General features: G+C 54.5%; 10 protein-coding genes. 7 read left to right on the forward strand and 3 right to left on the reverse strand.

The genetic code is table 11. The annotated features are described in order from the left end of the window. From ACI9KD_RS14755 to ACI9KD_RS14775, 5 genes are all read left to right on the forward strand, one after another. The coding region (locus ACI9KD_RS14755; RefSeq protein WP_414981939.1) for a hydantoinase/oxoprolinase family protein at window positions 1–1216 on the forward strand (1216 nt) is incomplete at its 5' end. Window position 1217: 1 nt separating this feature from the next. Continuing rightward, complete coding sequence (locus ACI9KD_RS14760) at window positions 1218–3107, forward strand: hydantoinase B/oxoprolinase family protein (protein WP_414981940.1); 1890 nt, start codon at window positions 1218–1220, stop codon at window positions 3105–3107. A 3-nt stretch (window positions 3108–3110) separates the two neighbouring features. Next, entirely contained in the window at window positions 3111–3710 is a 600-nt protein-coding gene (locus tag ACI9KD_RS14765; protein ID WP_414981941.1) for an isochorismatase family protein, read from the forward strand. Further along, window positions 3707–5311 (forward strand): sigma 54-interacting transcriptional regulator, encoded by a 1605-nt coding sequence (locus ACI9KD_RS14770; RefSeq protein ID WP_414981942.1) that lies wholly within the window; start codon window positions 3707–3709, stop codon window positions 5309–5311. The genes ACI9KD_RS14765 and ACI9KD_RS14770 overlap by 4 nt, the downstream gene beginning before the upstream one ends. A gap of 10 nt (window positions 5312–5321) precedes the next feature. Continuing rightward, on the forward strand, window positions 5322–7850 hold the full coding sequence (locus ACI9KD_RS14775; RefSeq protein WP_414981943.1) for a TonB-dependent receptor: 2529 nt from the start codon (window positions 5322–5324) through the stop codon (window positions 7848–7850). 438 nt (window positions 7851–8288) lie between these two features. Here ACI9KD_RS14775 and gcvP read toward each other — a convergent pair whose 3' ends face one another. Next, window positions 8289–11189 (reverse strand): aminomethyl-transferring glycine dehydrogenase, encoded by a 2901-nt coding sequence (gene gcvP, locus ACI9KD_RS14780; protein WP_414981944.1) that lies wholly within the window; start codon window positions 11187–11189, stop codon window positions 8289–8291. 164 nt (window positions 11190–11353) lie between these two features. Here gcvP and ACI9KD_RS14785 point away from each other — a divergent pair, with 164 nt between their 5' ends. Beyond that, a complete protein-coding gene (locus ACI9KD_RS14785) occupies window positions 11354–12577 on the forward strand; it encodes a serine hydrolase domain-containing protein (protein ID WP_414981945.1) in 1224 nt (407 codons plus the stop codon). Between the two features lie 10 nt (window positions 12578–12587). Here ACI9KD_RS14785 and greB read toward each other — a convergent pair whose 3' ends face one another. Further along, on the reverse strand, window positions 12588–13091 hold the full coding sequence (greB, locus tag ACI9KD_RS14790) for a transcription elongation factor GreB (RefSeq protein ID WP_414981946.1): 504 nt from the start codon (window positions 13089–13091) through the stop codon (window positions 12588–12590). A gap of 84 nt (window positions 13092–13175) precedes the next feature. On the opposite strand from greB, the gene ACI9KD_RS14795 reads away from it, so the two are divergent. Continuing rightward, window positions 13176–14066 carry a M23 family metallopeptidase gene (locus ACI9KD_RS14795; protein WP_414981947.1) on the forward strand — a complete coding sequence of 297 codons (891 nt, stop codon included), beginning with the start codon at window positions 13176–13178 and terminating at the stop codon, window positions 14064–14066. Between the two features lie 55 nt (window positions 14067–14121). Here ACI9KD_RS14795 and ACI9KD_RS14800 read toward each other — a convergent pair whose 3' ends face one another. Then, window positions 14122–14715: a hypothetical protein gene (locus ACI9KD_RS14800; RefSeq protein ID WP_414981948.1), complete on the reverse strand. Its 594-nt coding sequence runs from the start codon at window positions 14713–14715 to the stop codon at window positions 14122–14124. Window positions 14716–14875: the final 160 nt, after the last annotated feature.

Raw genomic sequence — 14875 nt, forward strand, 5'->3', positions numbered from 1 at the left:
CGACATCCTGACCTTTGATATGGGGGGTACGTCTACTGACGTTGCTTTGATTCAGGATGCACGGGCGCGAGTGCGACGAGAGACGATTGTGGGTGATGTGCGGGTGCGAGCGCCTTCCGTGGATGTCCGCACAGTGGGCGCTGGTGGTGGCTCAATCGCTTTTGTACCGGAGTTGACCAAAGCGTTGCGCGTCGGCCCGGAGTCGGCTGGTGCAGTACCTGGTCCTGCATGCTACATGAAGGGAGGCGAAGAGCCGACAGTCTGCGATGCAAACGTCGTGCTTGGTTACTTGCCCTCGGATGTGCAGCTTGGTGGAAAGATGCAGATCAATCGTGATGCATCAGAAAAAGCCGTGCAGAAGGTTGCCGACGCCATGGGTATCGGACTCATGGAAGCAGCAGAGGGCATCATCAAGATTGTTAACGAGTCCATGTTCGGTGCCTTGCGACTTGTTTCTGTAGAGCAGGGCTATGACCCTCGAGATTTTGCACTGGTGGGCTTTGGTGGGGCTGGGCCTTTGCATGCAAACGCTTTGGGCATTCTCACCGATGCCTGGCCGGTGATTGTTCCTCCAGGCCCCGGTGTTCTTTGTGCCTATGGCGATGCAACGACACAAGTACAGGACGAAGCTGCGCGAACCTACCTGACTATGGCCGATGATCTGAGTGACGCTCAGATGCTCAAAGACCTGCATGAGTTGCGAGACCGCGCTGGCGAAGCATTGCGGACGGACGGCATACCTGACGAAGAGCACGAGGTCTCCTATCAGGCGGACTTACGGTATGCAGGCCAAGCTTTCCAGATCACCGTGGACTTTGATGAGCAGGAGCTAGGGGAACGAGGCGTTGCACTGCTCACCGAGGCCTTTGACGCCGAGCATCAGCAGCTGTTTACGTTCAAGCTCGGCGATGGTCACGAGATACTCATGATTCGGGCCGTCGTGAAAGCCGCCGCTCGTAAGATTGCGGATAAGCAACTTGGTGAGAGCGACAGCTCTTTGGAAGACTGCAAGATTCACGATAGTCGCTTTTATTTTGACGGCGCTTGGCATTCCGCTCCAATTTACGACCGCGGTCGGCTGCACAGCGGGCTGGAAGTTCCAGGCCCCTGCGTTGTTGCAGAAATGGATTCGACCACGGTAGTGCTTCCGGGCTACACGGCCGCCGTTGACGCTATCGGCAATTTACTGATTAACCCTAACGACGGAGGCGTCTGATATGACTGCAAGAATTATTGAAAGCAACACAGCGCCGCTGCAGTCCGTGGATGTCGATGGGGTTACCGTCGATATCATTGAAAATGCACTGCGAAATGCCCGTGAAGAAATGGACGCAGTTCTGTTTCGCACCGCCATGTCGCCGGGAATTCGGGAGCAAGGTGACTGTTTTCCGATGATTGCTAATCGCGACGGCAAAATGGTCGTGGGTCAGTTTGGTTCGTTCATTGGGCCATTTCTGGAAGCCTACGATGCGGAGATCGAAGAGGGAGATATCATCCTCACTAATGACCCGTACATGTGTAATGCCGCGGTATCTCATCTTCCGGACTGGGTTGTTCTGGTGCCTGTTTTTAAAGGCGGTCGACATATTGCCTGGTCGGCGATGTTTGGTCACATGTCAGATAATGGTGGCATGGTGCCTGGCTCGATTCCCATTGAGGCAACAACGATTTATCAGGAAGGGATTCGTATTCCCCCCACAAAACTCTACAAGCGCGGTGAGCTGCAAACAGATTTGCTTGAGCTGATTCTGCACAACGTGAGAACACCGCAGTGGAATCGCTTCGATCTCAACGCATTGGTTGCGGCCTGTAATACAGCGGCCAAACGCTGTGTTGAGCTGGCCGAGCGCTTTGGAGACGATGTTTTTAAGTCGACCATGGACGTTATGCTCCAGCGTAATCACACCGCGATGAAGCATATTATTGAAATGTTTATTCCCGAGGAGCCTCGTGAATTTGAGGATTACCTCTGTGATGACGGCATGGGGATGGGTCCCTATCGCATCAAGTGCCGTATGTGGCGAGAAGGTTCTACCGCCATTTTCGATTTTGATGGTACCGACCCCCAGGCTCAGAGCTCAGTAAACTTTTTCCTCAACGAAGACATGTTCAAAATGTTCTTTGGCTCGTTCACGATCAATGTTGTGGATCCACAGATCGTCTTTAACGATGGATTCTATGATCTTGTGGATGTGCGCATTCCGGAAGGCACCTTACTCAAGCCGAAGTTCCCTGCGGCCTTGTCTGGCCGAACGCACGCCTTGGGTAGAATCTTTGACCTACTGGGCGCGCTTTTAGGAATGGGGGCCCCGGAGCAAATGCTTAACGCCGCAGGCTTCTCTGACTCGCCGCACCTTTTCTATTCAGGTTACGACCACCGTCCCGGTAAAGACGGGGAGTGGTTCCAGTTGTTTCAGATAGGCTTTGGTGGTATTCCCGGTCGTCCCGTGGGTGATGGACCCGATGGACATTCCTTGTGGCCTGGCTTTACAAACGTGCCCAACGAATTCATCGAGTCGTACTTCCCACTGCGCATTGAGCGTTACGAAACTATTCGCGACTCTGGCGGTGCAGGTCTCCACCGTGGCGGCAACGGTCTTTCTGTCGCTTACCGATTTCTGGCAGATGGCGAGGTCGGCATTCACGATGATCGCTGGTTAATGCACCCGTGGGGCGTTCTTGGTGGCGATACGGGTCAACGATCTACCAAGCGATTGGTGCGGGTCGACGGCAGTGAGCAGTGGTTGCCCGCGAAGGTCGAGGGTGTGAAGGTGAAGGCTGGTGATTTGTTGTACTTCAACACCTGGGGTGGCGGTGGATGGGGCGACCCTTATGCTCGCGATCCTGAGCTGGTGCGTGCTGATGTCGCTCGGCGCTTGGTTAGCGCCGAGGGTGCTAAACGCTACGGGGTTGTGATCGCTGCCGATGGAAGCGTGGACCAGGCTGAGACGGAGGCTCTTCGTGAGCAACTGCGCGCAGCTCGAAGCGACGATCAACCACTGTTCAATCGCGGAGGCACTATCGAAGAGATTAAGGCCCGCTGTGAAGAAGAGACGCACTTGCCGCCGCCCGTAACACCGCAATTCTCATCGCAGTTTCAGGCCTGAAAATTGGTCGACCTTGCTCGACAGTCACAGTCTCTTGGAGCGCGTCCGGCGTTACTACTGATCGATATGATCAACGCCTTCACCGATCCAGAGAGCCCTCTAGGGTCGCCGAGTGACGCTGTAGTGGGTGCTTGCGCGCAATTGCAAAGAGCATTTCGTAGCAAAGGCCTGCCGGTATGCTTTACGACGGTCGTCTATTCCGATCTAAGTCAGGCGCAGGTATTTCGCGCACGGCTGCCGGCTTTGAATATTCTGGCGAAGGGCAGCTCTGCGGTAGCTGTCGACGAGCGGCTTTACCCCGGCGACGGGGAGCCGGTTTTCGAAAAGCAATACGCAAGCGCGTTCTTCGGTACAGAGCTCTCCCAGTGGCTTGATGTACAGAACGCTGATTCGCTGGTCGTGGTGGGCTTAACCACCAGCGGCTGTGTGAGAGCGTCGGTGGTGGATGCTCTGCAGCACGATTACGTCGTGTGGGTTCCCAGAGAAGCAGTGGGAGATCGAAATACAGAGGCCCATGCCGCGAACTTGCATGATATGCATGCGAAGTACGCCGAGGTCGTTTCTTTGAGCAACACTCTTGACGCTTTAGGGGTCGGATCGTGAGTAATCGTGCCCGCATATTGTTGATTGGCTATCGCAAGTTTAGTGAACTCATTAATTCGGTCGTTGCTGAATACAAAGATCAGGCAGAGATCATTATTGTTGAGTCTGTTGCCTCGGGTAGTGTGGACTATCACGCACTCGTAAAAGAGCATAAGCCGGATGTTGTCGCCAGCGCAGGCTCCAATGCCGCATATTTGCAGAATTCACTTAAGATCCCTGTGATTGCCCAACCGGTGACCGACACAGACATTGTTGACGCAGTCGCCCGGGCTCGACGTATTGGTGAGCGGATCCATGTGTTCACTTATTCCGCGCAACCTGACAATCAGAGTCGGCTCTTCACCGCGTTACCCTCATTGTTAGGCAATTGCTTGCAGCATGAGAGTTACACGACAACGGATGAGGCGGCCGAAAGATTGCTGGCTATGGCAGCTGCCGGTGAAACCGATGTGGTGGTAGGGCCCAGTTATATTTGTGAATTAGCGAGTCGTCGCGGGCTGCCCGCTGTGCTGCTGTACAGCCGGGAGTCGGCACGACAAATGCTCGATGAGGCTTTGCGCCAGGCGCGCGTCCGTTCAGCTGAGCGCGACACAGTGCAGCAGCCTGGACGTTTTGTGATTGACTCTCCCCAGATGTCCCGCGTTGCTGAGCTGGCGCGAACCTACGCTCGCGGCAACGCCGCGGTACTTGTGCAAGGGGAGAGCGGCACAGGTAAGGAACACATAGCCAGAGAACTGCATCAGGCCTCGGACTACTGTGATGGTGCATTGGTGGCCATTAACTGCGGAAGCATCCCCAACGAGCTATTCGAGAGTGAGTTGTTTGGCTATGTTGATGGTGCATTTACGACCTCCCGGCGCGGGGGTCGCGTTGGACTCGTTGAGCAGGCGAATGGGGGCGTACTCTATCTTGATGAGATTGGAGAAATGCCGCTGTCGCAACAGGTGAAATTGTTGCGTGTACTGCAAGAGCGGAGCGTGCGTCCCGTGGGAAGCACCCGAGAGTTTGCATTGGATTTTAAGGTCATCGCAGCTACCAATTCGGACCTTCAAGCCGCCGTGGACGCCGGGACCTTTCGCGATGATCTTTATTATCGACTCAACGTATTTTCTTTACGGCTTCCGCCTCTTCGCGAGCGTCCAGAGGATGTCTCGGCGATAGCAGAGCATTATCTGCGAGAGTATGCGCAGCAGTACGGGGCGGAGCTGAATGTTGTGACGTTAATGCGAAAGCTTTCCGGGCCTTTTAAGGAGTATCGATGGCCGGGAAACGTTCGTGAACTGCAGAACTTTTCTGAGCGTTTGGCGGTAAATGCGGCGCATGGTGTGTCCATTGATGAGCTTACTTTACATGAGCTACTCCCGGAGTTGTTCACACCGTCCCATGCAGAACAATTGCCTCCGGGCTTACTGAAGGAACAGGAAGCACGGGCCATTGCCGATGCCATGCGTCGGTTTTCCGGCGACAAGGCTGCGGTGAGCAAGGCATTAGGTATTAGTCCGACCACCTTGTGGCGACGCCTCAGGGAAATGGACTGGAACGAGGGTTTTGGCACTCAAGGTGTCGGTGATAAAAAAAGCAAGCAATACTCACGAGCGTAGGAGAACGTTAATGCAAAGCATGAAGAAACCGCTAGTGCAGGCCCTGGCAGCCACGCTGTTACTGCCGGCAACACAATGGGTGATGGCGCAAGGTAATAACCTGGCGATCGAAGAGGTTGTCGTGACCGCGCGGAAACGTTCTGAGAATCTCCAGGACGTCCCCATCGCGATTTCGGCGATTGATGAGGATACGATTCAGCGTGCGGGAATTCAACGCGCTGGCGATTACGTGGGCTTGATTCCCAACGTCACCTTGGTCAATTCGGCGAATGTCGGGGACACGCAGCTAAGTATTCGCGGCATCATCTCTACACGGGATGCTGAGTCGACTTTCGCATACGTCGTTGACGGCGTCTTGAGCACTAATCCGAACAGCTTTAACGAAGAGCTGTTTGACGTACAACAAATTGAAGTTCTTAAGGGGCCTCAGGGCGCTTTGTATGGCCGTAACGCGGTAGCCGGCGCGATTCTTGTTACCACCAAAGAGCCTACCAATGAATTTGAAGGGCGTGTTGGCGGCACCGTTGGTAACGTGGGAACTTTACGCGGTAACGCGATGTTCAGTGGCCCAATTATTAAGGACAAGTTATTGGGTCGTATCGCGATTAGCACCAGCGAAACCGACGGTTTTTACGAGAACATCTTCACCAATCAAGACGATGTTGTCGACTACATGGAAGACACCAGTGTCCGGGGCCGACTCAAGTGGAACGTCACGGACAACCTCACTATGGATTTTCGTGGCGGTTACTCCGATGTTACGGCGGGCGCGATCAACTTTAATGCCGGCTTTGCACTGCCTGCATTTGAGGCGGGATTTGGCGCGCCGAATTTCAATCAGGATGTGAACGATGTTGATTTCCGTTTTGCTTTCAACACGCCTGGTGAGAACGAGCAGACTACGACTGATTTTGCGATCAAGCTTGATTGGGCCCTCGATTTTGCAGATCTTGTAGCCAACGTTGCCTACAGTAATCTTGAAGAATCGCTCCTTTCTGACGGTACCGCTGCGACGTTTTACGGCTATGAACTCACGCCATCGTGCCAATCTGGTCGTGGCGAATTGAATAGCTTTACGCGGCCAGATTTGTTCGGCGAGTTCTTTAATCCTTTTGGGGTTCTGCCTCCGGGTGCAGACTTTCAGGGCGTATACGGTCCTTATACGCCACTGACTTGTGATGGTTATCAATATCAAGAGCGTAATCAGGAAGACGTAAGTCTTGATGTTAGATTGGTTGGCCCAGAAGATGATGCTATTCGTTGGATTGGGGGTGCGTACTACGCAGACATCGAGCGTGAGTCGCTGGTGGGCTACGGCGCCGATCAGGGGCAGGGGTTTCTTAAGCAGCCCTATGTAGATGCTACGGGCCCTAACCCAACCGACCTGTTGTTCTGGGACGAGTTCAACACCGAGGTGTATGCACTCTACGGCCAATTGGAGTTTGACCTGTCCGACACGATGGAGCTGGCATTCGCTTTGCGCTATGACCGCGAGGAACGTGAAGTTACCAACAAGGTGCCGAACGTTCCAAACTCGGGGCTGAATATCAACCTGTTAGATCCGACGACCGGCGCAGCACTTCCCATCAATCCGGCCTTTGCCAGTAATCCTGATGGCATTCCGGATCGAGGAGCTAACTTTAGCCAGTTTCAGCCCAAGGTAACCTGGAACTGGGCCATGACGGACGATGTGAATGTCTACGCCAGTTATGGCCTCGGGTTTCGTAGTGGAGGCTTTAACGCCATCGGTACTGAAGATCTACTGAACTTCTGGTTTAATTCTGGATTTGGTGGTCCTGGTGAGCTTGTAGATGCTCAGCTACAAGTGCCTGATGAGTACGACAAGGAAGTCTCCACCGCCTTTGAGGTCGGATTTAAGTCTGAGTGGTTGGATCGACGCTTGCGTATTAACGCAGCCGCGTTCCGCACCGATGTAGAAGACAACCAGTTCTTCGAGTTTTATGCCGGCCCCTTTGGGATCTTGCGAACGGTTACCACAATCGATGAGTTGTACATACAAGGTGTAGAGGCCGACTTTACCTTCGTGGCTACCGAATACCTGATGCTGTACGGCGGCATTGGTCTCATGGATTCAGAGATCCAGAAGAATGAGCATCGGCCCTTATCGGAAGGTAACGACGTACCGCAGGCTCCGGATATGACCGGCAATCTGGGCGCTGAACTGAGCTTTCCCATGGGCGGAAGCCTGCAGTTAGTGAGCAGATTAGATTGGCAGTACACCGGAGAGATGTGGTTCCACACGCTTCAGGGCGAAGAAACACCGACGATTTGGAATGTGTTCCAGCCGCCTAACACTGGGTACAACCAGAATTTCTCCAAGTCCTCACGCGATGCGTTCAGCACCATAGATCTGCGCGTAGGTCTTGAGGGAGAGAACTGGGCAGTAACCGCTTGGGGTCGTAATATCACCGACGAAGAATATCTTCAAGAAGTGATTCCTACACCTGAGTTTGGCGGAAGCTTCCTGCATCCATCGGCGCTTCGCAGCTATGGAGTGGACTTTCGCTATAGCTTCTGACAAGTCTTACTTGTTCTGAATACGGCGCCTTCGGGCGCCGTTTTTTTAGCTTCGTCGCGGATTCAGCGCCCGTTTTTGTTGACGCTAGACTTCGTAGTGGTTTTGGGCGGCCCGTCGCCGCTTTACTCGAGCTGCTCGTGCATCTCCATCGGCACCAGAGTGTTAAATAACGCACTCGACAGACGCTCGAGCAAAGCGGCGCCGAACCGCCACCCGGCGTCAGGACACGTCGCAGCCGGCACAACACCTAGCTGTAGCCCTGACGAGGCAAGAGCAGGCGGCAGCCCCCTTGAGCGTCCGTCGCGTGGGTCTGACAATGCTGAGGCTTCTCTAGAGATGCGCGAGCAGCTCAAAAGACTGCCGTCTGCCGCGCCGACTTCAAGACTCAGCGTGTGGTCGTCAGCGAATGCCTCTCAGAACAATGATTGAACTTAAGCTCTACCCGATGCTGGCCTCGTTTTCCGGCGCATCCCGAAAACTGTCGATGGACGGACAGGCGCAAAACACGTTTCGATCGCCATACACATTGTCGATGCGGCTTACGGGTGGCCAATACTTATCTTGCTGGAGTGAGTCCATGGCAAAGGCAGCTTGCTCTCGACTATAGGCATGATTCCATTGCTCGGCGGTAAGATCCCGTAGGGTGTGAGGCGCGTTCACTAGGGGATTGTCTTCCAGGGACCAACGTCCGCTCTCGACCTCGCGAATTTCTTCACGGATGGTGATCAGCGCATCACAGAATCGGTCTATCTCGGTAATGGACTCGGATTCGGTAGGCTCAATCATGAGAGTGCCTGCAACAGGAAAGGACATGGTTGGCGAATGAAAGCCAAAGTCCATGAGTCGTTTGGCAATGTCTTCTTCACCGATGCCGGTGGTTTCTTTGATGGGGCGAATATCAATAATGCATTCGTGAGCAACAGTGCCACTGCGTCCGGTGTAGAGCACCGCGTAGTGATCGCGCAGACGATGTGCAATGTAGTTTGCAGACACGATGGCAATCTTACTGGCCTCAGTAAGACCTCGGGCACCCATGAGTGCGATGTAAGCCCAAGAGATGGGGAGTATCGATGCGCTGCCGTAGGGCGCCGCAGATACCACATCATTGTCTGGCGATAGCCCCGGGACTGGCGCTACAGGATGGGAGGGTAAAAACGGTTGTAGGTGGGCACCCACGCCGATAGGTCCCATACCAGGGCCTCCGCCACCGTGAGGTATGCAGAAGGTCTTGTGTAGATTCAGGTGAGAAACGTCAGCCCCAAATTTTCCGGGTGCAGCTAGTCCGACGAGAGCATTCAGGTTGGCGCCATCCACGTAGACCTGTCCGCCATGCTCATGCACAAGCGCACAGACTTCCACGATATCCTCTTCAAATACGCCATGGGTCGATGGATACGTCACCATGATGGCGGCCAGTTGCTCGCTGTGTTGCCTTGCTTTCACGCGAAGATCCGCTATGTCCACATTCCCCTGGACATCACACTCAACGATAACTACGCGCATGCCGGCAAGCACCGCACTGGCCGGGTTGGTGCCGTGTGCGGAGGATGGAATAAGGCAGACGTTTCGCTCCGTATCGCCACGACTCTCGTGATAGCGCTTGATCACGAGGAGGCCTGCGTACTCTCCTTGAGAGCCTGCGTTAGGTTGCAAAGAAACGGCATCATATCCGGTGCACTGGGTGAGCATTCGCTCAAGGTCATCAAGAAGCTCCCGATATCCTAAAGCCTGCTCTGCAGGCGCAAAGGGATGCATGGCGCCAAATGCAGCCCAGGTGACCGGCAACATCTCGGTAGTGGCGTTGAGCTTCATGGTGCAGCTACCCAGCGCAATCATAGATCGATTAAGCGCGATATCTTTGCTCTCGAGGCGACGCATATACCTCAGCATTTCTGTTTCGCTGTGATACTCGTTGAACAGTGGATGTTGGAGGTAATCGACCTCGCGGCACAGTGGGGCAGGGATGCCGCGGTCTGCTGTCAGGTCGTCCAGAGTTGTTGCCGGCTCACCGGTAAGCACTTCCATCAGCAACTGCAAGTCAGCGCGGGTGCTTGTTTCGTCGAGAGAAACTGCCAGCGTTTCTGCATCGTCGCAGCGCAGATTTACTTCGCTCGCCGCTGCACGGGACAAGATCGCATCTCGCTGGTCGCCGGGCTCGATCGTCAGGGTATCGAAGAATTGCTTATTGCGAATCTGCACGCCCGCCGTGCGCAAATCCCTTGCCAGGAGGCTCGTGAGCAGGTGAGTGCGCTCGGCAATGCGACGCAATCCCCCGGGCCCGTGGTACATGGCGTAGAAGGCAGCCATCACGGCGAGCAATGCCTGCGCGGTGCAAATATTGCTCGTAGCCTTCTCGCGGCGGATATGTTGTTCTCGGGTCTGCATGGCCATACGCAGCGCCGGTCGTCCATCTCGATCCACCGATACGCCGATGATGCGGCCAGGGGTCGAACGCTTATACGCATCCCGGGTAGCGAAAAACGCGGCATGGGGGCCCCCATAGCCCATGGGTACACCAAAGCGCTGGCTGTTGCCTACCACTACGTCTGCGCCAAGCTCCCCGGGAGACTTGAGCAGCAAAAGCGCCAACAGATCGCTGGCGACTACAACCAGAGTGTTTTTTGTATGTGCTGCTTCGATGAGTGTTGAGGGGTCAGATATCTGACCGCTACTTCCCGGGTATTGAAGAAATACGCCAAATGCGTCCCCGGCGTCGAGCAGTTCTTTTGCATTGCCGTAAACGATGTGTATCCCTAAGGGCTGGGCCCGAGTTTTTAATACTGCGAGAGTCTGTGGATGGCAGTCGCTATCCACAATAAAACGCATGCTTTTGTTCTTTTTATTGACCCGCTGGAGAAGGGTCATTGCTTCTGCGGCAGCGCTGGCTTCATCGAGCATGGAGGCATTGGCCAGTTCCATGCCCGTGAGGTCCATGATGACTTGCTGATAGCTGAGCAGAGCCTCGAGCCGACCTTGAGAAATTTCGGCCTGATAAGGCGTGTACGCTGTATACCAGCCAGGATTTTCCAGCACATTGCGTTGAATGACCGCGGGTGTATGCGTGCCGTAATAGCCCATGCCGATAAAATTTTTGCAGACCCGGTTTTTATCAGCCATAGCCTTAAGACGCGCGATGACGTCTACCTCGCGCTGGGGGCCGTCCAGCGCCATAGCCTCCTTCAGGCGGATGCTGGCGGGAACGGTCGCGTCAATCAAGGCTTCTACGCTGTCGTAACCTACGGCTAGGGCCATTTCAGCTTGCTGTGTAGTACTGGGGCCGATGTGGCGAGCGAGGAATTCGTCGTGGCCTTCGAGTTCTGTAAGGCGATGCATACTCATGTCAGGGATCCAAGCGGATGAGGGGTTTTACACCCTAGGAAAAGCAGTGAATCTTAGCAGTGTGGCCCCTACCTCAGCAATTGACGTGGCAGTTTTGTATATCTTAATCATGGCCTTTATTACACTGCGTGTTTTTATGGCAAAGTGACTCGGAGCCGCTCCTTATGGATTTGAAGCACCTTAACCCAGTAGCAGCGGGAATGGATGAGCATCGTCTTGAGCGAATCGGTGAGCATCTTGAAAGCCGCTATATCAACCCGGGGAAAATCTCGGGTTGTTTAACGGCGGTGCTGCGACGAGATGAGTTGGCCTACGTGCATGTGGCGGGGGAGCGTGATCTGGAGCGCAAGCTTCCGGTCACTAATGACACAGTGTTTCGCATTTACTCCATGAGCAAGCCGGTCACCTCCATTGCGCTGATGACCCTTTGGGAACGCGGCTTATTTACTCTCGATGACCCGGTATCACGATTCATTCCTGAGTGGGCGGCGCTGCAAGTCTGTGTCGGCGGGAGTTGGCCTGAGTTTGAAACACGGGCCCCGGATCGTGCTATGCGTATTCGCGATCTGTTCACCCATCAATCCGGTCTCACTTATGACTTTATGTACGCCACAAAACTCGATAAGGCTTATCGAGAGCTGAAGCTGGGCCGAGCTCAGCAGGGCTACACGCTGCAGGACATGATTGAGCAGCTGGCGATGCTGCCTCTGGAGTTTTCTCCGGGAGAGCGCTGGAATTACTCTATAGCCACTGATGTACTTGGGTATCTTATCGAACGCATCAGCGGCCAGAGTCTCCCGGACTTTTTACGCACTGTGATTTTTGAGCCCTTAGGCATGATTGATACGGTCTTTAGTCCTCGGGATGAGCAGCTTGAAAAATTCGCCTCCTGCTACACCAGGGACGCCCAGAAACGCCTGGTGCTGCAGGATGATGCGCAGGCCTCGCAGTATGTGGGACGGAGCTTTTTCTCCGGTGGCGGTGGTCTTTTGTCTACCGCGTCGGACTACCTGCGTTTTTGCCAGATGCTCCTGGGTGGCGGTGCGCTGGGTGAACAGCGAATCATCGGTCGTAAGACACTGGAGTTAATGGTTGCTAATCACTTGCCCAGTGGTGCTGATTTGGCCAGCGTGGCCATGGCGGGCTTTAGCGAAACGCATCACGAGGGCGTGGGGTTTGGTTTGGGCTTCGCTTCCAAGATTCAACCCGTTCGTAACGGTTATCCTGCAAGTCGTGGGAGCTATTACTGGGGAGGGTTGGCCAGCACGCTGTTTTGGGTTGATCCGCAGGAAGAGTTGGCGGTCGTTTTTATGACGCAGTTGATTCCGTCCAGCACCTTTAACTTCCGTGGTCAGCTAGAAGCATTGATTTACGCGGCACTAGACTAAATTTTTTCAGCTAGGTGTGCTGATACTGGATATCCAGGACTTCGAGCTCCCGCTCTCCTCCGGGGCTGTCCAGACGCACGCTATCGCCAATGGTTTTGCCCAGAAGCACTCGGGCGATGGGGGAGTCTATGGAGACTTCACTGCGAGATGACTCGAATTCATCGGGCCCCAAAATTGTCACCGATTGGGTAACTTCATTCTGGTCTTCTACCTTAACGGTGGCGCCAAAGAAGATACGGCTTTTATCGCTGGGCGTTTCACGAACAATTTGAAGAATCTCTAGACGTTTACTGATGAACCTCACGCGACCATCGATTTCTCGAAGGCGCTTTTTCCCGTAAATGTAATCACCATTTTCTGAGCGGTCGCCGTTCTTTGCAGCATCTTGTACCGCCAACGCTACTATGGGGCGCTCCTTGCGCCACAGCTTATCAAGCTCCGCGCGCAGTCGTGCTTCACCTGCGGCGGTGATTAACGGTGTCCCTCGCGGGCGTGGTGCTCGATAGCGTCCCATGCATCTATTCTAGCGCGAGAACCTGTATGTAAGCTTCATCCTTCAGCCTTAACTCACGTTCGGTTTAGTCTGCACGGAGAGTGATTGCCTCAAACATTCATCGGGCACTACACTAATGCGATGCAAATACAACGCTTTATACAAAACAGCTTAGTTAGTGGCCTCGCGGCGATACTTGTCTCGCCGGTAGGGGCGCAGTGCGTCGATGTTCAAGGTGACCCCACCGAGGGGGGGGTGATTTGGGCGAAAGTTGAGCCCAACACAAGCGTCTGGCTGGATGATCAAGATCTGGATGTACTTCCAAACGGTTACGTAGTTGCCGCATTCCATCGAGATGCGCCGGCAAAAAGTCGGCTGCGGATCGGCGAGGAGTGCGAGTATGAATTGACCGTCGAGCAGAGGGATTATCAAATTCAACGTGTTGAGGGTGTGCCTCAGCGAACGGTGACGCCGCCTCAAGAGCAGCTGGAGCGAATACGCCGCGAGCGGCAATTAGTCGCCGCTGCAAAGGCTCAGCTCGTGGAACGTCCCGATTGGCTTATGCAGATTGACGGGGGCTTTGTGTGGCCTGTTCAAGGGCCTATTTCCGGAGTGTACGGCAGTCAGCGCGTGTACAACGGAACGCCCGGCAGTCCGCACTACGGCGTTGATATAGCGGTTCCCACGGGGACGGTTATTTACGCGCCCGCAGCGGGCCGGGTAACCTTGGCAGAGCCTGATTTGTTCTATTCAGGGGGTACCGTCATTCTTGATCACGGCTACGGCCTGTCATCATCCTTCTTGCACATGAGCGAAGTGTTTGCACAGCTGGGGGATGAATTAGAGCCGGGGGATCGAATTGGTGCGGTGGGCGCTACCGGAAGGGCAACAGGGCCGCATTTGGATTGGCGTATGAGTTGGCGAGACCGAAGAGTAGACCCTCAGCGTCTTGTTCCGCCGATGCCGGTCTTGGTAAAGAATTCAGGGGCTGAGTGAGGAGAAAGCGCCCGTGAATGAGTCACGGGCGCGAACTTGAGCAGGTAAACGCGAACTACATTGCGTCCGCTTTTTCGATACCAACTGCCAGAGCTTGGGTAAAGGTCATTACCACTGACTGACCAATGCGCAGTTGCTCAATGCGCTCTGGCTTTACGTCACCGATAACGTGGGCCTTGCCACGAGAATCCATGATGGTGACCGTACCGATAAGGCGGTTCATGCCTTCGATGGTGCACACGGCACGTACCGCAGCGATCATAGCGCCACCGGGTGCTTCCTCAGCGCCAGCGATACCAGCGTCAGCGCCTTCAACCCAAGGGTTGGCCATTTCTTCTTCCGTAGGCTCTCTAAGTTCGGCGGCGAGTGCGGCGAGATAGGTCACGACCAAAAAGTCGCCAGCTGCGATTTCAGAAAAACGTGCAACCTTTGGATCAACAACGGTGGTCATTTGCTCGCCGGTGGGCAGCTGCAGAACCAATTCGCGTGTTTCGGTGTCTACGGCAACAACTTCAGCGTCTATTTCGATCGCCATGGCCCGCTCTGCGTGATCGGACATAGGCTCTTCATGGTGAGCGGCACCGGCGAGAGGTGCGATCGCCAAGCTGCTGGCGAGAAGAATGCTGGGTAGGATTTTAGATAGAGACATACTGATAAACTCTCAAATAGATAATTTGCGCCCAAGATCTTCCGCCATGACGGCGGGAAACACAAGTGGCGCACTCCTGTGGGCTCGTGCGTGGACTAAAAAAAATCGTATACTTGTGGCTTTGCTAATAAGGACCATAAACCGTGCTCGACAAGAAGCT

Origin of the sequence: Congregibacter sp., assembly GCF_047617445.1 — a bacterium.
In the GTDB taxonomy this organism is placed as follows: Bacteria; Pseudomonadota; Gammaproteobacteria; order Pseudomonadales; family Halieaceae; genus Congregibacter.

What these genes read in the sequence shown, in the direction of transcription:
- ACI9KD_RS14760 (WP_414981940.1), top strand. Translation starts at nt 1,218, where the DNA reads ATGACTGCAAGAATTATTGAAAGCAACACAGCGCCGCTGCAGTCCGTG.
- ACI9KD_RS14775 (WP_414981943.1), top strand. Translation starts at nt 5,322, where the DNA reads ATGCAAAGCATGAAGAAACCGCTAGTGCAGGCCCTGGCAGCCACGCTG.
- gcvP (WP_414981944.1), bottom strand. Translation starts at nt 11,189, where the DNA reads ATGAGTATGCATCGCCTTACAGAACTCGAAGGCCACGACGAATTCCTC.
- ACI9KD_RS14785 (WP_414981945.1), top strand. Translation starts at nt 11,354, where the DNA reads ATGGATTTGAAGCACCTTAACCCAGTAGCAGCGGGAATGGATGAGCAT.
- greB (WP_414981946.1), bottom strand. Translation starts at nt 13,091, where the DNA reads ATGGGACGCTATCGAGCACCACGCCCGCGAGGGACACCGTTAATCACC.
- ACI9KD_RS14800 (WP_414981948.1), bottom strand. Translation starts at nt 14,715, where the DNA reads ATGTCTCTATCTAAAATCCTACCCAGCATTCTTCTCGCCAGCAGCTTG.